19 protein-coding genes are annotated in these 25,415 nt (G+C 56.1%); 18 read left to right on the top strand and 1 reads right to left on the bottom strand.

The annotated features are described in order from the left end of the window. Window positions 1-256: 256 nt before the first annotated feature. Window positions 257-499, bottom strand: a complete 243-nt coding sequence (locus tag C7386_RS06935; protein WP_110436532.1) for an SH3 domain-containing protein — start codon at window positions 497-499, stop codon at window positions 257-259. Window positions 500-727: 228 nt separating this feature from the next. Between C7386_RS06935 and C7386_RS06930 the strand changes: the two genes are divergently transcribed. The 18 genes from C7386_RS06930 to C7386_RS06845 all read left to right on the top strand — a co-directional run bounded on the left by C7386_RS06930 (window position 728) and on the right by C7386_RS06845 (window position 24,918). Then, window positions 728-1,537 carry a basic amino acid ABC transporter substrate-binding protein gene (locus C7386_RS06930; RefSeq protein ID WP_110436533.1) on the top strand — a complete coding sequence of 270 codons (810 nt, stop codon included), beginning with the start codon at window positions 728-730 and terminating at the stop codon, window positions 1,535-1,537. A 117-nt stretch (window positions 1,538-1,654) separates the two neighbouring features. Continuing rightward, window positions 1,655-2,404, top strand: a complete 750-nt coding sequence (locus C7386_RS06925; protein ID WP_110437212.1) for an amino acid ABC transporter permease — start codon at window positions 1,655-1,657, stop codon at window positions 2,402-2,404. After that, window positions 2,391-3,113, top strand: coding sequence for an amino acid ABC transporter ATP-binding protein (locus tag C7386_RS06920; protein ID WP_110436534.1), 723 nt, complete (start codon window positions 2,391-2,393; stop codon window positions 3,111-3,113). The genes C7386_RS06925 and C7386_RS06920 overlap by 14 nt, the downstream gene beginning before the upstream one ends. A gap of 719 nt (window positions 3,114-3,832) precedes the next feature. Continuing rightward, complete coding sequence (gene rpoB, locus C7386_RS06915; protein ID WP_110436535.1) at window positions 3,833-7,573, top strand: DNA-directed RNA polymerase subunit beta; 3,741 nt, start codon at window positions 3,833-3,835, stop codon at window positions 7,571-7,573. Window positions 7,574-7,626: 53 nt separating this feature from the next. After that, a complete protein-coding gene (gene rpoC / locus C7386_RS06910) occupies window positions 7,627-11,160 on the top strand; it encodes a DNA-directed RNA polymerase subunit beta' (protein ID WP_116705140.1) in 3,534 nt (1,177 codons plus the stop codon). Between the two features lie 586 nt (window positions 11,161-11,746). Next, on the top strand, window positions 11,747-11,989 hold the full coding sequence (locus tag C7386_RS06905) for a ribosomal L7Ae/L30e/S12e/Gadd45 family protein (protein WP_110436537.1): 243 nt from the start codon (window positions 11,747-11,749) through the stop codon (window positions 11,987-11,989). A 66-nt stretch (window positions 11,990-12,055) separates the two neighbouring features. Then, window positions 12,056-12,475, top strand: a complete 420-nt coding sequence (gene rpsL / locus C7386_RS06900; protein ID WP_110436538.1) for a 30S ribosomal protein S12 — start codon at window positions 12,056-12,058, stop codon at window positions 12,473-12,475. A 321-nt stretch (window positions 12,476-12,796) separates the two neighbouring features. After that, window positions 12,797-13,267 (top strand): 30S ribosomal protein S7, encoded by a 471-nt coding sequence (rpsG, locus tag C7386_RS06895; protein ID WP_181967828.1) that lies wholly within the window; start codon window positions 12,797-12,799, stop codon window positions 13,265-13,267. A 39-nt stretch (window positions 13,268-13,306) separates the two neighbouring features. Next, entirely contained in the window at window positions 13,307-15,412 is a 2,106-nt protein-coding gene (gene fusA, locus C7386_RS06890; RefSeq protein ID WP_116705139.1) for an elongation factor G, read from the top strand. A 91-nt stretch (window positions 15,413-15,503) separates the two neighbouring features. Continuing rightward, window positions 15,504-16,706 (top strand): elongation factor Tu, encoded by a 1,203-nt coding sequence (gene tuf / locus C7386_RS06885; RefSeq protein WP_116705138.1) that lies wholly within the window; start codon window positions 15,504-15,506, stop codon window positions 16,704-16,706. Window positions 16,707-16,821: 115 nt separating this feature from the next. Then, window positions 16,822-17,040, top strand: a complete 219-nt coding sequence (locus tag C7386_RS06880; RefSeq protein ID WP_110436542.1) for a hypothetical protein — start codon at window positions 16,822-16,824, stop codon at window positions 17,038-17,040. A gap of 201 nt (window positions 17,041-17,241) precedes the next feature. Then, window positions 17,242-17,541, top strand: a complete 300-nt coding sequence (locus tag C7386_RS06875; protein WP_116705137.1) for a hypothetical protein — start codon at window positions 17,242-17,244, stop codon at window positions 17,539-17,541. A 20-nt stretch (window positions 17,542-17,561) separates the two neighbouring features. Further along, window positions 17,562-19,793 (top strand): SF1B family DNA helicase RecD2, encoded by a 2,232-nt coding sequence (recD2, locus tag C7386_RS06870; protein WP_318261239.1) that lies wholly within the window; start codon window positions 17,562-17,564, stop codon window positions 19,791-19,793. A 14-nt stretch (window positions 19,794-19,807) separates the two neighbouring features. Beyond that, complete coding sequence (locus C7386_RS06865) at window positions 19,808-20,728, top strand: type II secretion system protein (protein WP_116705135.1); 921 nt, start codon at window positions 19,808-19,810, stop codon at window positions 20,726-20,728. 153 nt (window positions 20,729-20,881) lie between these two features. Beyond that, complete coding sequence (locus tag C7386_RS06860) at window positions 20,882-21,916, top strand: rod shape-determining protein (protein WP_116705143.1); 1,035 nt, start codon at window positions 20,882-20,884, stop codon at window positions 21,914-21,916. A gap of 92 nt (window positions 21,917-22,008) precedes the next feature. Next, window positions 22,009-22,962, top strand: a complete 954-nt coding sequence (locus C7386_RS06855; protein ID WP_116705134.1) for an SHOCT domain-containing protein — start codon at window positions 22,009-22,011, stop codon at window positions 22,960-22,962. A gap of 7 nt (window positions 22,963-22,969) precedes the next feature. Beyond that, the gene (tadA, locus tag C7386_RS06850; protein WP_116705133.1) at window positions 22,970-23,470 is read left to right on the top strand and encodes a tRNA adenosine(34) deaminase TadA; all 501 of its coding nucleotides are present in this window, start codon (window positions 22,970-22,972) and stop codon (window positions 23,468-23,470) included. 80 nt (window positions 23,471-23,550) lie between these two features. Next, entirely contained in the window at window positions 23,551-24,918 is a 1,368-nt protein-coding gene (locus C7386_RS06845) for a sodium-dependent transporter (protein ID WP_116705132.1), read from the top strand. The last annotated feature ends 497 nt before the right edge of the window (window positions 24,919-25,415 follow it).

The raw sequence follows: 25,415 nt of genomic DNA, 5'->3' as shown, positions 1-25,415 counted from the left end.
CTGACCCGGCTCTGCCTTGCGGGCAACGTGCGGTGCCTCGATCACCATCAGCTTGGTGTTTGCGTTCAGCGTTTGCTTTTTCAAAATCTGATACACTCTTTTTCGTACCTCCTTGCGATTGTCGCATCGAACATTTTACATTATACTGTATCGCTTTAAGCAACGCAAGTGAAAATGCAAAATCATCAGTAAAAATGGGCGGAATTGATGAAAATACACCTTGTTTGTCAAAAAATTAACTGATTTGACGAAATCTTCACAAAGCCGGACGACAGTAAAACAGCACAATGTCGGTTTTCGAAACCCAGCCGCAGGCCGTGCGCGTGCGTACATGACACCAGCCGTTCTGCTCACGCAGGATGAGCAGGCGCGCACCGCTTGCCGCACTGCCGACAATCGGCGCGGAGCGAACCGGATCGGAGTGCAGCAGGAGAAGCGCGCCGCGCGGCTCGGCGCAGGCCGTGCGAAACGCAGGCGATACATATATAACAGGGGACATAGGGCACCTCCTTGTGGTTAATGCAGACTATGCTGCAAAAATGCAGAGCGTTAATTGGCAATTAACGAATTACCGATTGCTTGTGTCATGATTGCTGAAAAAATAAATGCTTTTCCATAGTTTTTCGCTGAAATTTAGGTTGCATTATTATAGAACGCGCTGTATAATAATCAGTGTTTGAAAGAGATACCCGTTTTGCACGGGTCAAATCGGAAGGAGTTAACACAAATGAAGAAGTTTTCCATTGCTATGCTGAGCATGGTACTGGCAGGTTCTATGCTGCTGACCGGCTGCGGCGGCTCCAAGACCGCTGATTCCAGCAGTGACGCACAGGATTCCACCACCTCTACCTCTGCGGACGGCGGCACGCTGCGCATGGGCACTAACGCTACTTTCCCGCCGTACGAGTTCGTTGGCGACGACGGCAACGTACAGGGCATCGATGCGGACATCGCTGCTGCTATCGCTGACAAGCTGGGCATGAAGCTCGAGATCACCGATATGGAGTTCGATTCCCTGATCCCGGCGCTGCAGAGCGACACCATCGACGTGGCTCTGGCCGGCATGACCGTTACCCCGGACCGTCAGGAGAACGTAGATTTCTCTGATTCCTACGCAAAGGGCGTTCAGGTCATCATCGTTAAGGATGGTTCCGATATCGCTTCTCCGGATGATCTGGAGGGCAAGAACATCGGCGTTCAGACCGGCACCACCGGCGACATCTACTGCACCGGTGACTACGGTCAGGAGCATGTAAAGCAGTTCAACAACGGTCCGCTCGCAGTTGCTGCACTGGTAAATGATCAGATCGACTGCGTTGTTATCGACCAGGAGCCGGCTAAGAACTATGTTGCTGCAAACAGCGGCCTCAAGATCCTTGACACTGCTTACGCTGACGAGGATTACGCGATCGCTATCAAGAAGGGCAACACCGAGCTGCTCGACAAGGTAAACGGCGCTCTGAAGGAGCTGCAGGACGACGGCACTGTACAGTCTATTGTTGACAAGTATATCAGCGCTGATTCCGCAGCACAGTAAATCAACAAACGCGTACAAAGGAAGAGGGACGGTTCAGCGCCGCCCCTCTTTTGCAGTAAAATGAAAAGAAAGAGGGGATGACCTGTGAACGGTATTACAATGGACCAGTGGCTGAAAATGGTACCGGATTCGGTTGTCAATCTGCCGGAGGGTCTGCGGAACCTGCTGTTCCAGCTGTACCAGACCTTTATCGCAGCGGACCGCTGGAAATGGTTCCTGAACGGTCTGAAAATCACATTTGCGGTCACGATCGGTGCACTGATCCTCGGTGTTATCATCGGTCTGCTGATCGCTGTAGTCCGCACGGCGCATGATTCCCGCCGCATGGGCAAAAGCAACATTATTCTGAGCATTCTCAACGCAGTCTGCAAGCTGTATCTGACCGTCATCCGCGGTACGCCTATGATGGTTCAGCTGCTGATCATGGGCTTTGTTATCATGGTGCCTAAGGATGATACAGCGCGTCTGGTGTGCGGTATTGTTACACTGGGCATCAACTCGGGCGCATATGTTGCCGAGATCGTGCGCGGCGGCCTGATGTCGGTCAATCCGGGTCAGATGGAGGCCGGACGTTCGCTCGGCCTGAATTATGCACAGACCATGCGCCTGATCGTCATTCCGCAGGCAATCAAGAACATTCTTCCGGCACTCGGCAATGAGATGATCACCCTGCTGAAGGATACCTCGCTCGTGTCGGTCATCGCGCTGCGCGACGTGACCAAGCAGGCACAGAATATTGTGTCCAATACCTATCAGGCCTATGTGCCGTATGTCAGCCTTGCAATCATCTATCTGGTGCTCGTTATCATCCTGACCAAGCTGCTCGGCATTTTTGAGAGGAGGCTGCGCGAAAGTGATCGACGTTAAAAACCTGCACAAATCCTTTGGCAACCATGAGGTGCTCAAGGGTGTCAACGAGCATATCGAGAAGGGCGAGAAAGTCGTAGTCATCGGCCCGTCCGGCTCGGGCAAGTCCACCTTTCTGCGCTGCCTGAACCTGCTCGAGGAGCCGACCGGCGGCGAAATTATCTTCGAGGGACAGAACATCACTGCCAAGGACACGGACATCAATCTGGTGCGCCGCCGTATGGGCATGGTGTTCCAGCAGTTCAACCTGTTCCCGCACCTGACCGTGCGCGAGAATATCAAGCTGGCACCGGTCAAGCTCAAGGTCATGACCGATGAAGAGGCGGACAAGCGTGCGCTCGAGCTGCTTGCGCGTGTCGGTCTGCCGGACAAGGCGGACAGCTATCCGGCACAGCTTTCCGGCGGTCAGCAGCAGCGTATCGCCATCGCGCGTGCGCTGGCAATGAATCCGGATGTGATGCTGTTCGACGAGCCGACCTCGGCGCTTGACCCGGAAATGGTCGGCGAGGTTCTGGAAATCATGAAGGAACTGGCCGACGACGGCATGACCATGGTCGTTGTTACCCACGAGATGGGCTTTGCCCGCGAGGTTGCAACGCGCGTGCTGTTCATGGACGGCGGCAATATCGTAGAGCAGAACGAGCCGAAGGAGTTCTTCGCAAATCCGCAGCATCCGAGACTGAAGGATTTTCTGTCGAAGGTGCTCTAAGCAAATAAAAAAGGACGCGTGAGCGTCCTTTTTATTTTGCCTGAAATGGAGGATTGAGAATGGAGAATGCCGCTGTCATGGCACAGGCTTCGTTCGCGCAAGGCCGTGAGGGTTTACCATTTGCATGATTCTAATACAATGAACATGAATGTTACTGTAGGGTGCGCCGACCTCGGCGCACCGTATTAAACGAGTTGGCATACGCGAAATCGTAGGGGAGCACATTGTGCTCCCGTGCAACGACAAATCAAACGGTTCGTGGGCGAACAATGTTCGCCCTTACGGGATGATTTGTGCAAACCGGATACAAGCGGTGCGCCGAGTCGGCGCACCCTACGATATAACGGGTTTTTAACGATTTATCCCTCGAATCAGTTGCAGACGTATAATCGCAGGGCACATTGTGCTCCCACGCAAAGCGAAACAGTCATATTCTTTCCAATCTGCACTCTGAGGATAATTCTCCATTCTGCTGCCAGAAAACAAAAAAAGAAAGGCAGAAGAAAAACTTCTGCCTTTTTGTACAAAAATATACTTGACATTCTGTGAAAAATCATGGTATAATAAAACGCTTTATAAAATCGGATACATTATCCGATTCCTAAGTATATGTTAGCACGGTCTGCAAGAAATTGCAAGACCAAGAGCAATATTTTCGCAACGCCGCCGGGCGTATCAACCAACACCAACAGCCGAAAGAAACGGAGTGATCAAAGCACATGAAGGTGAAAGACGTACAGCACGGCAAAACCACACGAAAGAGCTTTGCACGAATCGAAGAGATTCTCGAAATGCCGAATCTCATCGAGGTGCAGAAGAAGTCTTACGAATGGTTCCTGGATCAGGGCCTGCGTGAGGTTTTTGACGATACCGCGTCCATCACGGACTACACCGGAAATCTGGAGCTTTCCTTCCTCGATTTTTCGATGGACGAGGAGCCGAAGTACAGCATTGAGGAGTGCAAGGCACGAGATGCAACGTATGCAACTCCGCTGAAGGTCCGCATGCGTCTGCGCAACAAGGAGACCGGCGAGATCAAGGAGCAGGAAATCTTCATGGGTGATTTCCCGAAGATGACCCACGCTGCTACCTTCATCATCAACGGTGCAGAACGCGCGATCGTATCTCAGCTCGTTCGTTCCCCGGGCGTATACTACGGCAAGGAGCTTGACAAGACCGACAAGGTTCTGCTCTCCGCTACCGTAATCCCGTACCGCGGCGCATGGCTCGAGTACGAGACCGATGCAAACGACGTTTTCTACGTTCGCATTGATAAAAACCGCAAGATTCCGATCACCAGCTTCATCCGTGCCATCGGCGTTAAGACCGATGCCGAGATCAAGGAGCTGTTCGGTGAGGATCCGCTGATCGTTGCAACCCTCGACAAGGACCCGGCGCACACCGCCGAGGAAGCCCTCATCGAGATCTACAAGAAGATGCGTCCGGGCGAGCCGCCCTCTGTGGAGTCGGCTACCTCTCTGATGGATGCCATGTTCTTCGATATGCGCCGCTACGACATTTCCGCAGTCGGCCGCTACAAGTACAACAAGAAGCTGAACATCGCACGCCGCATCACCGGCCACAAGCTGGTAAATGCAGTCGCTGACCCGATGACCGGCGAGGTGCTGGCGGATGCCGGTGAGATCCTCTCCCGCGAGAAGGCAACCATGATGGCTGCCCGCGGCGTAAACAGTGTTGTGATCGAGTCTGCAGAGGGCACTGCCGTTAAGGTATTCGGCAACGGCATGGTAGACGTAAACGATTTCTCCGAGTACCTCGGCGGCGCAACCGCAGAGGATCTGGGTCTCAAGGAGAAGGTTCGCTTCACCGTCCTCAAGGAGATCATCGACTCTGGCGTACAGGGCGACGAGCTGAAGAAGATCGTGAAGGAGCGTCACTTCGATCTGGTTCCGAAGACCATCATCGTTGATGATATGCTCGCTTCCATCTGCTATCTGCTCAACCTCGGTCACGGCATCGGTACGGTTGACGATATCGACCATCTGGGCAACCGTCGTCTGCGCTGCGTAGGCGAGCTGCTGCAGAACCAGTTCCGCATCGGCTTCTCCCGCATGGAGCGCGTTATTCGCGAGCGCATGACCATTCAGGATCTCGACGTTGTTACGCCGCAGTCCCTGATCAACATCCGCCCGGTAACTGCTGCCATCAAGGAGTTCTTCGGTTCTTCTCCGCTGTCGCAGTTCATGGACCAGAACAACCCGCTGGCTGAGCTGACCCACAAGCGCCGTATGTCTGCCCTCGGTCCCGGCGGTCTGTCCCGTGACCGTGCATCCTTCGAGGTTCGAGACGTACACTACTCTCACTACGGCCGTCTGTGCCCGATCGAGACCCCTGAAGGCCCGAACATCGGCCTGATCTCGTATCTGGCAACCTACGCCCGCATCAACGACTTCGGCTTTATCGAGGCGCCGTACCGCGTTATCGAAAAGATCAAGGACGAGGAGACCGGCGAGGTCCGCTGCCACGTTACCGACGAGGTTCGCTACATGACCGCGGACGTCGAGGACGAGTACATCGTCTGCCAGGCTACCGAGCCGCTCGACGAGAACAACAACCTCGTAAACGACCGTGTAACCTGCCGTAGGCGCGACGAGTTCGTCGAGGTAGACCGCAAGGACGTTGACCTGATGGACGTTTCTCCGCGCATGATGATTTCGGTTGCTACCGCATTCATCCCGTTCCTCGACCACGACGACGCAAACCGCGCACTGATGGGCGCGAACATGCAGCGTCAGGCCGTACCGCTGCTCCGCACCGAGGCTCCGATCGTTGCAACCGGCATGGAGTACAAGGCAGCTGTTGACTCCGGTACGATTCCGCTGGCAGAGGGTGACGGCGTTGTTACCCGCGTAACCGCCCGCGAGGTTTGCGTACACTACGACAACGGCACCGACAAGACCTATCCGCTGACCAAGTTCATGCGTTCCAACCAGTCCACCTGTATCAACATGCGTCCGATCGTTGATCTGGGCGAGCGTGTCAAGGCAGGCGACGTTCTGTCCGACGGCCCGTCTACCGATCAGGGCGAGGTTGCACTGGGCAAGAATGCCCTCATCGGCTTCATGACCTGGGAAGGCTACAACTACGAGGACGCCGTACTGCTGAACGAGCGTCTGGTACGCGACGACGTTTACACCTCCATCCATATCGAGGAGTACGAGTCCGAATCCCGTGATACCAAGCTCGGACCCGAGGAGATCACCCGTGATATCCCGAACGTCGGCGAGGACGCACTCCGCAACCTCGACGAGCGCGGCATCATCCGCGTTGGCGCTGAGGTTCGTGCCGGTGACATTCTGGTCGGCAAGGTTACCCCGAAGGGCGAGACCGAGCTGACCGCAGAGGAGCGCCTGCTCCGCGCGATCTTCGGCGAGAAGGCCCGCGAGGTTCGTGATACCTCTCTGCGTGCGCCGCACGGCGAATCCGGTATCGTTGTAGACGTTAAGGTATTTACCCGCGAGAACGGCGACGAGCTGTCTCCCGGTGTCAACATGGTCGTCCGCGTTTATATCGCGCAGAAGCGTAAGATCTCTGTCGGCGATAAGATGGCAGGCCGTCATGGTAACAAGGGTGTCGTTTCCCGCATTCTGCCGCAGGAGGATATGCCGTTCCTGGAGGATGGTCGTCCGCTCGACATCGTACTGAACCCGTTGGGCGTACCGTCCCGAATGAACATCGGTCAGGTGCTCGAGGTTCACCTTGGCTTTGCAGCCAAGAAGCTCGGCTGGAAGGTCGAGACCCCGGTATTCGACGGCGCAACGCTCGAGGATATCAAGGAGACGCTGGTTGCAGCAGGCGTTAACGAGGACGGCAAGAGCGTCGTATACGACGGCCGTACCGGTGAGAAGTTCGATAACCGCGTAACTGTTGGTTATATGTACTACCTCAAGCTGCATCATCTGGTAGACGATAAGATCCATGCCCGTTCGACCGGCCCGTACTCGCTCGTAACCCAGCAGCCTCTGGGCGGCAAGGCGCAGTTCGGCGGCCAGCGCTTCGGCGAGATGGAAGTTTGGGCGCTGGAAGCATACGGCGCCGCATATACCCTGCAGGAGATCCTGACCGTCAAGTCCGACGATATCACCGGCCGTGTCAAGACCTACGAGGCGATCGTCAAGGGTCACAACGTACCGCAGCCGGGCGTTCCGGAATCCTTCAAGGTACTCACCAAGGAGCTGCAGGCTCTGTGTCTGGATATTCAGGTTCTGGACGAGAACATGGAAGTGATCGAGCTGTCTGAGGACGACGACGAGGAGACTGCTGAGTACACCCGTCCGATGGAACAGGCTGTCTCCGGCGCGGATGACGAGTTCACCGCAGCAGGCTTCGGTATCAACGATGCCGAGGAAGGCGACACCGATCTCTTTGCACTGGATAACCCCGCCGAGGATGGCGGTGACGATGCCGAAGGTGATTTCGACGACGGTCTGGGCGAATAAGGCTGAGCGTAAGTGAAATCATCTGTGAATAGGGAAGGAGCATCTTAAAATATATGGGATATCATACGTTTAACGCCATTAAGATCGGTCTGGCTTCGCCCGAGCTGATCCGCCAGTGGTCTTACGGCGAGGTAAAGAAGCCCGAAACCATTAACTACCGTACGCTCAAGCCGGAACGCGATGGCCTGTTCTGCGAGCGTATCTTTGGACCGACCAAGGACTGGGAGTGCCACTGCGGCAAGTACAAGAAGGTCCGCTTCAAGGGCAAGATCTGCGACAAGTGCGGCGTTGAGGTCACCAAGGCCAAGGTCCGCCGCGAGCGCATGGGCCACATTGAGCTGGCAGCGCCGGTATCGCACATCTGGTACTTCAAGGGCATCCCGTCCCGCATGGGCCTGATCCTGGATATCAGCCCGCGTGTACTGGAGAAGGTCCTGTACTTTGCAAACTATATCGTAATTGATCCGGGCGACACGCCGCTGATGAAGAAGCAGATCCTGACTGAGGCTGAGTACCGCGACATGCGTGAAAAGTACGACGAGGACTTCCGTGCCGGCATGGGCGCGGAGTCCATCAAGGAGCTGCTCGCGGAGCTGGATCTTGACCAGCTCTCCAAGGAGCTGACCGCAGAGCTGCGTGAGGCTTCCGGCCAGAAGCGCCTGCGTATCATCAAGCGCCTGGAGGTCGTTGAGTCGTTCCGTCTGTCGCACAACCGCCCGGAGTGGATGATCATGGACGTTGTTCCGGTCATCCCGCCGGAAATCCGCCCGATGGTACAGCTGGACGGCGGCCGCTTCGCAACGAGCGACCTGAACGACCTGTACCGCCGCGTCATCAACCGCAACAACCGCCTCAAGCGCCTGCTCGAGCTGGGTGCGCCGGACATCATCGTGCGCAACGAGAAGCGCATGCTGCAGGAGGCTGTTGACGCCCTGATCGATAACGGCCGCCGCGGCCGCCCGGTCACCGGCCCGAACAACCGTGCACTCAAGTCCCTGTCCGACATGCTGAAGGGCAAGCAGGGCCGTTTCCGTCAGAACCTGCTCGGCAAGCGAGTTGACTACTCCGGCCGTTCGGTTATCGTCGTAGGCCCGGACCTGAAGATCTATCAGTGCGGTCTGCCGAAGGAAATGGCACTCGAGCTGTTCAAGCCGTTCGTTATGAAGAAGCTGGTTGAGGACGGCACCGCACAGAACATCAAGTCTGCCAAGAAGATGGTAGAGCGCGCAAAGCCCGAGGTATGGGATGTGCTCGAGGGCATCATCAAGGGTCATCCGGTTATGCTGAACCGTGCACCGACCCTGCACCGTCTGGGCATTCAGGCGTTCGAGCCGGTACTCGTAGAAGGCCGTGCGATCCGCCTGCATCCGCTGGTATGTACCGCATTCAACGCCGACTTCGACGGCGACCAGATGGCAGTTCACGTTCCGCTGTCCGCAGAGGCACAGGCTGAGGCCCGTCTGCTGATGCTGTCCGCGAACAACCTGCTCAAGCCGCAGGACGGCAAGCCGGTTACCATTCCGTCTCAGGATATGGTCCTCGGCTCCTACTACCTGACCATCGACCGCGATACCGAGCCGGGCGCCGGCAAGGTATTCCGCAACGTGGACGAGGCTCTGATGGCGTACAACGAGGGTATCGTTGGCATTCACGCGCCGATCAAGGTTCGTCTGTCCAAGGAAGTAAACGGCAAGACCGAGTCCGCTATCGTAGACGCGACTCCGGGCCGTCTGATCTTCAACGAGCGCATCCCGCAGGACCTCGGCTTTGTTGACCGCTCGGATCCGTCCAAGAAGTTTGATCTTGAGATCATGTTCACCTGCGGCAAGAAGGAGCTTGGCAAGATCATTGACAAGTGTATCCGCGTACACGGCTTCCATATCACCGCTGAGGTGCTCGACTCCATCAAGGCGATGGGCTACAAGTACTCCACCAAGGGTGCGCTGACCGTAGCCGTAGCCGACATGCTCGTGCCGGAAGGCAAGGACGAGATGATCCGCGAGTCCGAGAAGAAGGTTGCCAAGATCGACCGCAAGTACAAGCGCGGCTTTATCACCGATCAGGAGCGCTACCGTCTGACCGTAGCCGAGTGGGAAGAGACCACCAAGAAGGTTACCGCAAAGCTGCAGGCCAACATGAAGGAGCAGCGCTACAACCCGATTCACATGATGGCGGATTCCGGTGCCCGTGGTTCTATCAACCAGATCCGTCAGCTGGCCGGTATGCGAGGCCTGATGGCATCCGCCTCCGGTAAGACCATCGAAATCCCGATCAAGTCCAACTTCCGTGAAGGCCTGACCGTACTCGAATACTTCATCGCTGCCCGCGGTGCTCGAAAGGGCATGGCCGATACTGCACTGCGTACCGCTGACTCGGGTTACCTGACCCGCCGTCTGGTAGACGTTTCTCAGGACGTTATCATCCGCGAGGACGACTGCGGCGCAACCAAGGGTATCTGGGTAGAGGATATCAAGGAAGGCAACCAGATCATCGAGCCGCTGCGCGAGCGTCTGCTCGGCCGCTTCCCGGTTGACGATATCGTAAATCCGGAGACCGGCGAGGTTATCGTACCGAAGAGCAAGATGATGACCGAGGCTGACGCCGATGCGGTTGTCGGCGCAGGCATCACCCGCGTTCAGATCCGCTCCGTACTCGAGTGCCGTGCCCGCAAGGGTGTCTGCGCGCACTGCTACGGCATCAACCTGGCAATGGGCACGCCGGTCGGCAAGGGCGAGGCTGTCGGTATCATCGCAGCACAGTCCATCGGTGAGCCGGGTACCCAGCTTACCATGCGTACCTTCCATACCGGCGGTGTCGCAGGTTCGGATATTACGCAGGGTCTTCCGCGAGTTGAGGAGCTGTTCGAGGCCCGCAAGCCGAAGAAGGCTGCAACGCTGGCCGAGATCGGCGGCATGGTCTCCATCGAGGAGTCCAAGCGCACCACCGTCAAGACCGTCAACATCGTCAACCCGCAGACCGGCGATATGCGTTCCTACCAGCTGGCTTCGTCCTCCGGTATCCGCGTAACCGACGGTCAGGAGATTCCGCAGGGCTTCCAGCTGAACGAAGGCTCGCTCAACCCGCATGACATTCTGCGTATCCTCGATCCTCGCGCCGTTCACGACTACGAGATCAAGGAAGTTCAGAAGGTTTACCGTCAGCAGGGCGTAGATATCAACGATAAGCATATCGAGGTTATCGTTCGTCAGATGATGCGCAAGGTTCGCGTTGAGGACGCAGGCGACGCTGAGGTTCTGCCGGGTTCTGTTATGGACTGGCTCGAGTTCGAGGATTACAACAACAAGGTGCAGGCACGCATCGACGCCGGCGAGGAAGGTCTCCGTCTGGCTGTTGCGGAGCCGACCCTCATGGGTATCACCAAGGCATCCCTCGCAACCGATTCGTGGATGTCCGCTGCATCCTTCCAGGAGACCACCCGCGTGCTGACCGACGCCGCAATCAAGGGCAAGGTCGATCCGCTGATGGGCCTGAAGGAGAACGTAATCATCGGCAAGCTGATTCCGGCCGGCTCGGGTGTGTCCGATTACTGCACCGGTCACTACGAGCAGACTGTAAATCTCGACTGATTTGCAGAAAGCCGAAAACGCTGTATAGATTAAGTAAAACAGGGGAACACTGTAAGGTGTTCTCCTGTTTTTGCTTGTGCCGAATGGAAAATTGAGAATGGAGAATTACCGTGACGGTTTACGATGTTTCTCCGTTTCAATTTTATGCTGAATGGATACCGTAGGGTGCGACGACCACGGCGCACCGTATCTATCCGGTCTGTACAATCTGCTCCGTAGGGGCGAACATTGTTCGCCCGCAAACCGATAACGACAGGCACATATTTATTGGTAAACCGTTTGCATAATGTTACCCCCGTAGGGGAGGCCATTGGCCTCCTGCGCTATGGTTAAACGGATGCGTGGGCGAGCACTGCTCGCCCCTACGGGATAACGTGCACCAATCGTTAGAAACGGTGCGCCGAGGTCGTCGCACCCTACGGTATAGCGTAATCATTGAATGTATCCTGCGGAAACTCCTTTTGCCAGGTGTCAAATTTGTCTGGAAAAGAAAAATCTCGTAAAAAATAAAAAAATTCGAGAAAACACTTGACAACAAGGGGACAAACCCGTATACTATGGGAGTATGCCGTATAGGAGGAATATTATGCTTTCAGAACTTCACACGGCGCACAAGGTGATCGGTGTAAAGCAGTCGAAAAAAGCGATTCGGGACGGCGCAGCCGCACAGGTCTTTGTTGCGCTGGACGCAGAAAAACGAGTCGTCGGACCGATTTATGAGCTTTGCAGTGAACACGGTATGGAAGTTACCGAGGTCACCACGATGACGGAGCTCGGCGATGCGGTCGGCATTGATGTCGGCGCGGCAGTAGTCGTAGTTCTGCACTGATTTTTCTTTGTTGAATTGCGCAAAACGCGCTTTTCATAAATATCTTTGAAAGAAGGAGGAAATAAAATGCCAACTTTTAACCAACTCGTCCGTAAGGGTCGTGAGGCAGTCGTTACCAAGTCTACGGCACCGGCTCTTCAGGTAGGCTACAACTCTCAGAAGAAGAAGGCTACCGATCAGTCCGCTCCGCAGAAGCGCGGCGTTTGCACCACGGTTAAGACCATGACCCCGAAGAAGCCGAACTCTGCTCTTCGTAAGGTAGCTCGTGTAAAGCTGACCAACCAGATGGAAGTTTCCGCTTACATCCCCGGTGAAGGCCACAACCTGCAGGAGCACTCTGTAGTTATGGTTCGCGGCGGTCGTGTAAAGGACCTTCCTGGTGTTCGTTACCACATCATCCGTGGTACTCTGGATACCCAGGGTGTTGCTAACCGTCGTCAGGCTCGTTCCAAGTACGGTGCTAAGCGCCCGAAGGCAGGCAAGTAATCTGCGCCTGATTGCACATCTCTGCGTTGCACCCGCACTTGCGTACCTTTGTACGCGGCGCGTGGCTGCGCCTTGATCTGCACAATCATGCTTGATTACTCCTGTACCGTTACCTTGCAAATAAGGAAACGGAAGGCAAGGAGCCAACCCACAAGGTTTTGCGAGAAAGTTATTTTTCAGCAAAGCAGCTATGCTTTGTCTGAGGCATTTTAGTTCCGATTGCATAAATCGGGCCTTTACCTCGGACAGGCATGAACAACGGCGGTCAAAGATCCGCCGAAGTACCTATGAAATCAAATATTTTTGAAGGAGGGAAGTAAAGTGCCAAGAAGAGGTAATGTCCCCAAGAGAGACGTTCTGCCCGATCCGCTTTATAATTCCAAGCTCGTCACCAAGCTGGTAAACTCTATCATGCTCGACGGCAAGAAGGGCGTTTCGCAGAAGGTTGTTTATGGTGCTTTCGATATCGTTCGTGAAAAGACCGGTCGTGAACCGCTGGAGGTTTTCACCGAGGCTATGGAAAACATCATGCCGACCCTGGAAGTTAAGGCTCGCCGTGTAGGCGGCGCTACCTACCAGGTGCCGATGGAAGTTCGCCCGGAGCGTCGTCAGACCCTGGGCCTGCGTTGGATCACCAAGTACTCCCGCGCTCGTTCTGAAAAGACCATGCGTGAGCGTCTGGCAGGCGAGATCCTGGACGCTTGCAACAATCTGGGCGGTGCTGTTAAGAAGCGCGAGGATACCCACAAGATGGCAGAGGCGAACAAGGCGTTCGCACACTACCGCTATTAATCTGTCGGTTTCCGCATAACGCTTTGAAAGGAGAGCAATATGCCTAGAGAATATTCCCTGGAAAGAACCAGAAATATCGGCATCATGGCGCACATCGACGCCGGTAAGACCACTACCACCGAGCGTATTCTGTATTACACCGGTGTAAACCATAAGATCGGCGATACCCACGACGGTACCGCTACCATGGACTGGATGGAGCAGGAGCAGGAGCGTGGTATCACCATCACCTCCGCAGCTACCACCTGCCACTGGTCCGGCTCTACTCATCAGTTCCCGGAGCATCGTATCAACATCATCGACACCCCGGGCCACGTTGACTTTACCGTAGAGGTAGAGCGCTCCCTGCGTGTACTGGACGGTTCCGTAACCGTATTCTGTGCAAAGGGCGGCGTTGAGCCGCAGTCTGAGACCGTTTGGCATCAGGCTGACAAGTACAAGGTTCCGCGTATGGCGTTCGTAAACAAGATGGATATCATGGGTGCTGACTTCTACAACGTAGTCAACATGATGAAGGACCGTCTGAAGTGCAACGCTGTTCCGGTTCAGCTGCCGATCGGCTCTGAGGATACCTTCAAGGGTATCATCGACCTGATCACCATGCGCGCTGAGGTTTACTATGACGACCTCGGCAAGGATATCCGCGACGAGGATATTCCGGCTGACATGATGGAGAAGGCTCAGCAGTACCACGACGAACTGTGGGAGCACGTTGCTGAGCTGGACGAGGACCTCATGATGAAGTACCTCGAGGGCGAAGAGCTGACCATTCCGGAAGTTAAGGCTGCAATCCGCAAGGGCTGTATCGCCAACGAAATCGTTCCGGTACTCTGCGGCACCGCATACCGCAACAAGGGCGTACAGCCGCTGCTGGACGCTGTTATCGAATACATGCCGGCTCCGACCGACATCCCGGACATCAAGGGTGTAAACCCGCAGACCGACGAGGAGGATTCCCGTCCGTCTTCTGATGATGCGCCGTTCTCTGCGCTGGCGTTCAAGATCGCTACCGACCCGTTCGTTGGCCGTCTGACGTTCTTCCGCGTATACTCCGGCACCATCACCGCTGGTTCCTCCGTACTGAATGCTACCAAGGATCAGCGCGAGCGTCTGGGCCGTATTCTGCAGATGCACGCTAACCACCGTCAGGATATCGACTGCGTATATTCCGGCGATATCGCTGCGGGCATCGGCTTTAAGAACACCACCACCGGCGATACGCTGTGTGATGAGAAGCACCCGATCATCCTCGAGTCTATGGAGTTCCCGGACCCGGTTATCCGTGTTGCGATCGAGCCGAAGACCAAGGCTGGTCAGGAGAAGATGGGTATCGCGCTGGCTAAGCTGGCAGAAGAGGACCCGACTTTCAAGACCTACACCGATGAAGAGACCGGCCAGACCATTATCGCTGGTATGGGCGAGCTTCATCTGGAGATCATCGTTGACCGTCTGCTGCGCGAGTTCAAGGTAGAGGCTAACGTAGGTTCTCCTCAGGTTGCTTACAAGGAGACCATCCGCCGCTCCGCTGACGTTGATCAGAAGTACGCTCGTCAGTCCGGTGGTAAGGGCCAGTACGGCCATGTTAAGATCATCGTTGAGCCGAACGAGTCCGGCAAGGGCTACGAGTTCATCAACAAGATCGTTGGCGGTGCTATCCCGAAGGAATATATCGAGCCTGTTAATCAGGGTATCCAGGGCGCTATGCAGTCTGGTATCCTCGCAGGCTACCCGGTTGTTGACGTTAAGGTAACCCTGTATGATGGCTCTTACCACGAAGTCGACTCCTCTGAGATGGCGTTCAAGATCGCTGGTTCTATGGCGTTCAAGGAAGCTATGAAGAAGGCTGATCCGGTTCTGATGGAGCCGATCATGCAGGTTGACGTAATGGTACCGGAGGAGTATATGGGCGACGTTATCGGCGACCTGAACTCCCGTCGTGGTCAGATCCAGGGCATGGAGCCGCGTGGCGGCGTACAGGCTATCTCTGCCGGCGTTCCGCTGAGCGAGATGTTCGGTTACGCAACTGCTCTGCGTTCCCGCACCCAGGGCCGTGGCCAGTATACCATGCAGCCGAGCCACTACACTGAAGTGCCGAAGAGCATTCAGGAGAAGATCATCGACAGCCGTACCAAAAACAACGACTAAAATCTGCTGCAGCCTATTGCATTTTTTCTCGAAATGCAGTAAAATAAATGCAACATGACTTTTAATTCATTTTACGAGGAGGATATCCACAATGGCAAAGGAAAAATTTGACCGTTCTCTGCCGCACGTTAACATTGGCACCATCGGCCACGTTGACCACGGCAAGACCACTCTGACCGCTGCAATCACCAAGGTTCTGGCTCTCGAGGGCGATGCTGAGTATCAGGCATACGACGCAATCGACAAGGCTCCGGAGGAGAAGGAGCGCGGCATTACCATCAACACCGCACACGTTGAGTATCACACCGCTAAGCGTCACTACGCTCACGTTGACTGCCCGGGCCATGCCGACTACGTTAAGAACATGATCACCGGCGCTGCTCAGATGGACGGTGCTATCCTGGTTGTATCCGCTGCTGACGGCCCGATGCCGCAGACCCGCGAGCACATCCTGCTGTCCCGTCAGGTAGGCGTTCCGTATATCGTTGTCTTCATGAACAAGGCTGATCAGGTAGACGACGAGGAGCTGCTCGACCTGGTTGAGATGGAGATCCGTGAGCTGCTGTCCTCTTACGATTTCCCGGGCGACGACGTTCCGGTAATCCGTGGTTCCGCTCTGAACGTTCTGACCTGCGATTCCAAGGATCCGAACGCTCCGGAGTACAAGTGCATCCACGAGCTGATGGACGCTGTTGACTCTTATATCCCGACCCCGGACCGTGCTGCTGACAAGCCGTTCATCATGCCGGTTGAGGACGTATTCTCCATCACCGGTCGTGGTACCGTAGCTACCGGCCGTGTAGAGCGTGGCCAGCTGAAGATGGGCGAGGAAGTTGAGATCGTTGGTCTGATGGACGCTCCGCGCAAGACCGTTGTAACCGGTATCGAGATGTTCCGCAAGCTGCTGGACTACGCTGAAGCAGGCGACAACATCGGTGCTCTGCTCCGCGGCATCCAGAAGAACGAGGTTGAGCGTGGCCAGGTTCTGGCTAAGCCGGGCTCCATTCACCCGCACACCAAGTTCCACGGTCAGGTATACGTTCTGAAGAAGGAAGAGGGCGGCCGTCATACTCCGTTCTTCAACAACTACCGTCCGCAGTTCTACTTCCGTACCACCGACGTAACTGGCGTTATCACTCTGCCGGAAGGCACTGAGATGTGCATGCCGGGCGACAACGTTGAGATGGACGTTGAGCTGATCACCCCGATCGCTATCGAGGAAGGCCTGCGTTTCGCTATCCGTGAGGGTGGCCGCACCGTAGGTTCCGGCGTCGTAACCGCTATCAACGCTTAATTTTTGTTAAGCAATAGCATAACGCAATTTACAAGCTCCCATGCTTCGGCATGGGAGCTTTTTTGTGCGTAAAATCCTCTTTCCTGCGCATACTATGCGAAGGAGGGATGCAATTATGTCGGAAAATCACGAAAACCGCTATCAGCTCCGGGCCGCCGCGAAGGCGTTCGAGTGGCTGCGCCGCAGCAAACCGGCAGTGGCCGCGCGGGAACAGGAAAAGATGAGCGAGGGTATCTCGCTGCCGCCCAATGAACGGGATTGCGGAACCGCCTGTTCCATGCAGGGCACTGATCGGGAAACGCTGAATGAGTGGTGCAAAGAACACGAAACCTGAAAAAGAGACGCGAAAGCGTCTCTTTTTCAGGAATGGAGAATGAAATTTGGTTATCGTTCTATCATCACGTTCATTCTCCATTCTCAATTTTCAATTATCCCCGGATTTTCTGCTCGGTTTACTTATCCGAACAATTGTGCTATACTATATACTAACAAAGTATTCCCTCCGTGCATAGGCTGATAGCAGGAGGGAACGCTCATGTCTGTTTTTCTGCAATCGGTTCTGGCGGTATTTGCCGCGGTGGGATTTTACACCGTGCTGCACACGGTGTATGAGATCGTCTCCGCACGGCTGCTGCGGCTGCACGGCTCGGCGGAGCTGACGCTGTACGGCGACGGCTGCGATGCCGTCAGCGAACACCTGATCCGCGCGGCACTGCGCGTGCGGCGGCAGTATTTTCCCGGTCTGCTGATTACATTTGTTGAAATCGGCAGCGGACAGGGACAGAACATCGCCAAGTACATGGCGGCACGGCAGGACATAACCTATCTGGAATGACAAGTTGGGACGGTGGGACGTTGGACGAAAGAGAATATTTGATCGTGCGCGGCACGGTGCAGCAGATCGTTTACTACAACGACGAAAACGGCTATGCCGTGCTGCGCCTTGCTGCGGAAAACGGAGCCGAGGTCACGGCGACCGGCACGTTTCCCAACATTGGACTGGGTGAGGAGGTCATTCTGACCGGCTGCTGGGTGACGCACCCGACCTACGGCGAGCAGTTTGCGACCGAGGCGTTTGAGCGCCGGCTGCCGACCTCGGTGCGCGGCATCGCGGAGTACCTCGGTTCGGGTCTGATTCGCGGCATCGGTCCGCGGCTGGCGGCAAAAATTGCGGAAAAGTTCGGTGAGGACACGTTTGACATTCTTATGCACGAGCCGGAGCGTCTGTCGGAGCTGCGCGGCATTACCGACCGCAAGGCGAAGGAGATCGGCCGTCAGTTCACCGAACAGAGCGAAATGCGCCTGCTGATGGACTTTCTGAGCGAACACGGTCTGCCGGTCGCGCTCACGCCGCTGCTGTACAAGCGCCTGCACGACAGCGCCATCGACGCGCTGTGCGAGAACCCGTATCTGCTGTGTGACCCATACTATGATGTGGATTTCAAGCTGGCGGACGGTCTGGCGATGGAGCTTGGGCTGTCGCTGCTGAGCGATGAGCGCGTGGACGCGGGCATTCTGTATACACTGACCTTTAACCTGAACAACGGCCACACGTTCATCCCAGTGGAGAAGCTGTTGTACGCGGTGTGCATGCTGCTGAGCGACGATGACGTGGTCGTGGACGAGGACCGGGCGCTGCACGGCATTGCTCGCCTGGAGGAGAAGGGGCGGCTGGTGCGTGAGCACATCGCAGGCCGCGACGCGGTCTATCTGCGCGATATGCACGACGCGGAGGCCTACCTTGCCGAAATGCTCGGCTACATGGCAGAGCGCAATTATGAGTACGATTTTGATGTGGATGAGCTGCTTTCCGCGCTTTTGGAGAACAGTGAGTTCACTTTTTCCGAGAAACAGCAGCTTGCGATTTCAACGGCTGCACGCAATGGTCTGGTTATCCTGACCGGCGGCCCGGGCACCGGCAAAACGACTACGGTGCGCGGCATCCTGCAGGTGTTTGAGGCACTGGGACTGGACACGCTGCTCGCCGCGCCGACCGGCCGCGCGGCAAAACGTCTTTCCGACCTGACCGGTATGGAGGCGAAAACCATTCACCGGCTGCTCGAGGCAGGCTTTGCGGGCGGCGGACGCACGGTGTTTGCCCGCAGTGTGACCAATCCGCTCGAGTGCGATGCGGTCATTCTGGACGAGGTGTCCATGGTGGACATCACGCTCATGCAGGCGCTCATCAATGCGCTGCCGCACGGTGCGCGGCTCGTGCTCGTCGGTGATGCTGATCAGCTGCCGCCGGTCGGTCCGGGCAACTTCCTGCGCGACCTGATCACCTCACATCGGGTGCCGACCATTCAGCTGACCGAGATCTTCCGTCAGGCGCAGCAGTCCGACATTGTAATGAACGCGCACGCGGTCAACGCGGGTGAAATGCCCAGGCCATCCGGCGCGGACGGCGACTTTTTCATCATGAAACGGGCGGAGCCGACGTCTGTTATCGAAACGGTGGCACAGCTTTGCGCCCAGAGACTGCCCAAGCACTACGGCTTTACTCCTGCACAGATACAGGTGCTTTCGCCTGCCAAGCGGCACGGCAGCGGAACTATTCCGCTCAACCGCCGTCTGCAGGAGGCACTCAATCCACCAAGTGAAAGCAAGCTGGAAAAGCGCTTCGGAGACACCATTTTCCGCGAGGGCGACCGCGTGATGCAGGTGCGAAACAACTACGACATTGTGTGGGAAAAGCAGGGGGACGACGAGCAGGGAACCGGCGTGTTCAACGGCGACGTCGGCGAGATCATCCGCATTTTTCCGCAGCAGGAGTGCATGGTGATTCGCTTTGACGACCGCATTGCGACTTACACCTTCGATATGCTGAACGAGCTGGAGCTGGCGTATGCCGTCACCGTACATAAATCGCAGGGCAGCGAGTTTGACGCGGTGGTGCTCGCTCTGTCGGACGGTCTGCCGCGCAAACTGCTCACGCGCAACATTCTCTACACCGCAATCACACGCGCGAAGCGCCTGCTTGTTATCGTCGGCAGTCAGGATGTGGTAGCGTATATGGTAAATAACAACCAGAAGGGCAGACGGTACAGCGCGCTGAAAGCCCGTCTTAGGTTAGCCGAAACTCAGTAAAAGGTGCTGATAAAATGCAGAAGAAAGAGAAAAATACTCGCAAGGGATTTACGCTGGTGGAATTGATCGTTGTGCTGGTCATTCTGGCGATCCTTGCGGCATTTATGATACCGGCGCTGATACAGTATATCGAGAGAAGTCTGGAGGCATCCGACCTCATCGAGGTGCGGGCGGCGTATATCGATGTGCTGACTGCGGTTACGGAGCAGGACAAAGACAACATGAGCAAGACGGTCAAGCTGAAGCAGAAGCAGGATGATTGGCAGTCGAGAGATCCCATTACAATTGCAGGCGTTACCCATTATAAGACACAAGGAGATACCGCGAACTGGAAAGGAACCCCTGCCGCGGGCGGAGAATGCGAAGTGTACTATGACAGCGCAAAGGCTGTGATCGTGTTTGACTGGAAAGGCAAGAGCACACTGGGCGGCACGATCGACTGGAACGAGAATCTGCACGACATACTCGATCGGACGGGTATTTTGAAGACACTGAAGAATAATTCGAATTTTGAGATCGACTCGAAGTGCCCCAATTCCACTATGGTGCCCCTGGTGGAGAAGGAGATGAGAAGCGACAGCCTGCTGAAAAATGGCACATGGGCGTTTCTCGGCAGTTCCACGAACAAGAGCGACCGCTATTTGTTCTGGACATCGGTCGATACCAATGCCGTCGGTGCGACAAAGCAGATACCGGTCATTATCAGCCCGGCGAGCGGCGGCTATTACATCTCAGAAACGACCACCGCGACCCGAGTTAACAATGGCCAAAGCTATGTTGCGATTGTGGACCATATCTACAGTTACAGTACCTTTAAGAATTATATCAAAGACAAGACGAGATATGAATCGCTGGCGGAGGCGTATGAAGCCTATAAAAAACAGGTGGAAAACGATGTCAGATTCCAGCAGTATACGGACACGCTGCCGGAGTGATGCCATTTTCTCTGTCGAATTTTCGGTATTTGCCCCGGAGTCTTGCAAATGGCGCACAAAATCTGTATAATGGTAATACTGTCAATCCACGCGAACAGAGCGCGGAGAAAGGAATGAAATATGGCTTCTTTTCTGCAAAGAATCGCGAAAAAGATGTCGCTTTTTTCGAGCGATATCGGCATCGACCTCGGCACAGCAACCGTGCTGGTCTATGTAAAGGGCAAGGGTGTTGTACTTAACGAGCCGTCCGTTGTGGCGGTGGACAAGGTTTCCGGTAAAATCCTTGCCGTGGGCGAGGAAGCGCAGAGCATGCTTGGCCGTACACCGGGCAACATTGTCGCCATCCGTCCGCTGCGCGAGGGCGTTATTTCGGATTACGAGATGACCGAGCGCATGATCAAGGAATTCATCGCAAAGGTGCAGGGTATCCACCTGTTCAAGCCGAATGTGGTCATTTGTGTGCCGTCCATCATCACCGAGGTGGAGGAGCGTGCCGTCATTGATGCGGGCACGCAGGCGGGCGCAAAGCGCGTTTTTCTGGTCGAGGAGCCGGTCGCGGCGGCCATCGGCGCGGGCATCGACATCAACAGGGCCAACGGCAATCTGGTGGTCGATATTGGCGGCGGCACGACCGATGTGGCGGTTATTTCGCTCGGCGGCATCGTCGAATCCACGTCTATCAAGGTCGCGGGCGATAAGTTCGACGAGGCCATTGTCAAGTACGTCCGCCGTAAGCACAATGCGCTGATCGGCGACCGCACGGCAGAGGAGATCAAGCGCACGGTCGGCTGTGTGTATCCGCGCAGCGAGGAAGCGATCATGGAGGTCAGGGGACGCTGTCTGATGACCGGTCTGCCGCGCACGTTTACCGTAAGCTCGAGTGAGATCCTCGATGCACTCGAGGAGGTCTCCTCAGCGATCGTTGAGGCGGTGCACTGGGTGCTCGAGCGCACACCTCCCGAGCTGACCGGCGACATTTCCGCCAACGGCATCACCATGACAGGCGGCGGTTCGCTGATCTGGGGCTTTGACAAGCTCATCGCCTCCAAGACCGGCATTCCGACGCGCGTCGCGGACGAAGCGGTTTCGTGCGTGGCATACGGTACCGGCAACTGTCTGGAAAATCTGTCGAAAATGCAGGACGGCACGATGAATCTGTCGCGGCAAAGACAAATGAAAGCGCGCTGACGCTTGATAGGGGATATCCATACCCCTGTATGCAATTTGCAAGCAAATTGAAATTTTTAACATGGACTTTACTGTGGGGCAGGTGAATTCTGATGAGTAAAAACGTAGTTACAGCCATTCGAGAGGACGCACCGTTCGTACCGGCGGGACGCTATTACTTATTTTCCGAGCCGGTGGCGTGGACGCTGATGCCGACCGACGAGGGCAGCGGGCAGCTGCCGCTCACGCTGGACAAGGGCGCGTACACGCTTACCGCGGACGCGGCACCGACCGAGCCGGACGAAATACAGGGTCTGCTCCGCGTGTACAAGGTGCGTCCGATCGCGTTGACGCTGACCGATGTGCGCGGCACAAAGGCGGCGCTTTCCGTGTCGTACCGTGCGGAAAACCTTGCGGTGCTGCAGGAATGGGGACTGGACTGCCGCAGTGCCGGAGAGCCGAAGAACCCGCCCGAAAAGTCCTTTCTGGTGAGAGTGACGGACGGCGGTGAGCTGCTGTCAAAGGGCAAGCTGGAGGTCTGGCGCGAGGGAGATACGCTGTGCTTTTTCCGGCGCGACAGAAACCTTTACACGGGCAAGGACAACCTGTACAGCGGCGAACTGCCGGTGCAGGCAATCCGGTTTTACCGTCTGTGCGGCGGCATGCGCACGGAAACGCGCGTATCCGGCGGCGGTGTGACCGTTGACCGCTCGGCGGCATACTGGGCAGGCTGGGAACATCCGTTTTCGTTCAATCCGCATGGACGCGCCATCGAGGCGGCGGTGCAGTCCGAACCGGTCCGCACCGAGCAGGTGCAGCACGATGAACGCTATGTGCAGCTTCGGGTGCAGTGGGAAAACCGGCGCGTGGACCTGCGGTTTTCGCCGGACAGCCTTGCGGCGTTTGACGCGCTCATTCCGGAAAAGGAATTTGACGAGGTGGCGCTGAGCGACCGCACACCGACACCGGTCGAGCAGCTTTCCGTTCTGGCAGGGCTGTGCGAGCGCGGCTTTGTCACGCGCGAAGAATTTGAGCAGGCGAAAGCGCGTCTGCTCGGGAAAATCTGAGGAATTTATGACCGAACAGGAAAAATACATGAAGGCCGCGCTCAAACTGGCGCAAAAGGCGGCGGACGAGGGCGAAGTGCCGGTCGGCGCGGTGGTTGTCTGCGACGGCAAAATTGTCGGACGCGGACGCAACCGCCGGGAAACAAAGAAAAACGCACTGCACCATGCAGAAATCGAGGCCATCGAGAAGGCGTGCAAAAAGCTGGGCGGCTGGCGGCTGCACCGCTGCGATCTGTACGTTACGCTCGAGCCGTGCCCGATGTGCGCAGGCGCGCTCATCAACTCGCGCATGAAAACCGTGTACTACGGTGCGCCCGACCCGAAGGCCGGCTCGTGCGGCTCGCTGATAAATCTGTTCGCACTGCCGTACAATCATCAGCCCGCGCTGGTGAGCGGCGTGCTGGAGCAGGAATGCGCGGACATTCTGCGGAATTTCTTCCGCGAGCTGCGCAAAAAGCGGAAAGAGATCCGCAAATTAGAGAAATCACGCGTCGAAGAACAATCATGACGCTTGATTATAGTATGTAAGTCGTGCCGATATTGCAGTTTGCTCAATACGCGGCACAGAAAAAAGGGGAAAAATAAACAATGCCAAGAGAAAGACTCGGTTCACGTCTCGGCTTCATCCTGCTTTCCGCAGGCTGCGCCATCGGCGTGGGCAACGTATGGAAGTTCCCGTGGATGGTCGGTCAGTACGGCGGCGGCGCGTTCGTCGTGTGCTATGTGCTGTTCCTGCTCATCCTCGGTCTGCCGATCATGACGATGGAATTTGCCATCGGCCGTGCGAGCCAGAAAAGTCCGGTGCGGGCGTATCAGGCGCTCGAGAAGCCGGGCAGCAAGTGGCACATCCACGGCTATCTGGCGATGATCGGCAACTACCTGCTGATGATGTTCTACACCACCGTGTGCGGCTGGATGCTGTACTACTTCTACCTGACGGTCAGCGGCCGATTTGTCGGTGCGACCAGTGAGCAGGTGCAGGCAGCCTTTCCGGAAATGCTCGGCAAGCCGGTGGTTATGGCGGTCTGCATGGTTGCGGTCGTTATCGTCGGCTTTATGATCAACTCGTTCGGTCTGCAGGGCGGTCTGGAGCGCGTTACCAAGGTGATGATGATCATTCTGCTGGCCATCATGGTTATTCTGGCGATCAACAGCATCCTGACCGAAGGCTCGGGCGAGGGTCTGCGCTTCTATCTGATTCCGGATCTCGGCCGTATGCAGGAGTGCGGCATCGCCAATGTTATCGTTGCCGCGATGAATCAGGCGTTCTTCACGCTGTCGCTCGGCATCGGTGCGATGGCTATCTTCGGCAGCTATATCGGCAAGGGCCGTGCGCTGCTCGGCGAGGCCGTCAATGTTGCGATTCTGGATACGTTCGTAGCATTTACTGCCGGTCTGATCATCTTCCCGGCGTGCTTTGCCTTCGGCGTGGCACCGGACAGCGGTCCGAACCTGATCTTCGTCACGCTGCCGAATATCTTTAACCACATGGCGCTCGGCCGCCTGTGGGGCAGCCTGTTCTTCGTATTCATGGCGTTTGCGGCCTTCTCGACCGTCCTCGCTGTGTTCGAGAACATCATGTCCTGCTGCATGGACCTGACCGGCTGGAGCCGCAAAAAGACCGCAGCCATCAACATCGTGCTGATGATCCTGCTGTCACTGCCGTGCGTGCTCGGCTTCAATGTCTGGTCCGGCTTCCAGCCGTTCGGCGCAGGCTCGAACGTGCTCGACCTCGAGGACTTCCTCGTGTCCAACATCTGGCTGCCGCTCGGTTCGCTGGTTTACCTGCTGTTCTGCACCTCCCGCTGCGGCTGGGGCTGGAAGAACTTCAAGGAGGAGGCCAACGAAGGCGGCGGACTCAAGGTCAAGGATAATATCCGCTTCTATGTAAGCTATATCCTGCCGGTTATCGTGCTCATCATCTTTGCACTCGGCATTAAGGATAAGTTCTTCTAAAGAAATGCGAAAAGCACCGCGAAAGCGGTGCTTTGAGGCTGTCGAAAAACTCCGTTTTTCGAGCAGCCTCTCGATTGAAACCACGCTTTCAATCGAATCTTGACGAAAAGCCGCGCCCTACGGGCACAATTTTTCGTCCCTTGTATAATTCCCGAGGTACACAAGGTGAATTGTCGCATAGCGGCAAAAGAGGGTGGCCTGGGCCACGCCCCCGGGAATTATGAATTTGCTGTGCAAATTCTATTTTATGCGTGCTGCCGCACGAAAAGTAAAAACGATAGATTGACTTTATCGACAGACTGAAAGCACCGCGAAAGCGGTGCTTTTTTCGTATGCGAAGCAGTAATTGAGAATAGAAAATGGAGATTGACCCTGCGGTGAAGTAATGTGCAGATGGGTTGCACGGCGGGGCACCCCAGTGTGGCTTCTCCTGCCCTTCGGGCAATTCACCTTGTGTTGCGCCTGCGGAGAGTAGCCGATATGTGTAGCAGTAGATT

This window comes from Agathobaculum butyriciproducens, from assembly GCA_003096535.1.
GTDB classification, from domain to species: Bacteria; Bacillota; Clostridia; order Oscillospirales; family Butyricicoccaceae; genus Agathobaculum; species Agathobaculum butyriciproducens.
The sequence above is the reverse complement of the archived record's forward strand: the minus strand, read 5'-3'. Positions and strand labels throughout refer to the sequence as shown.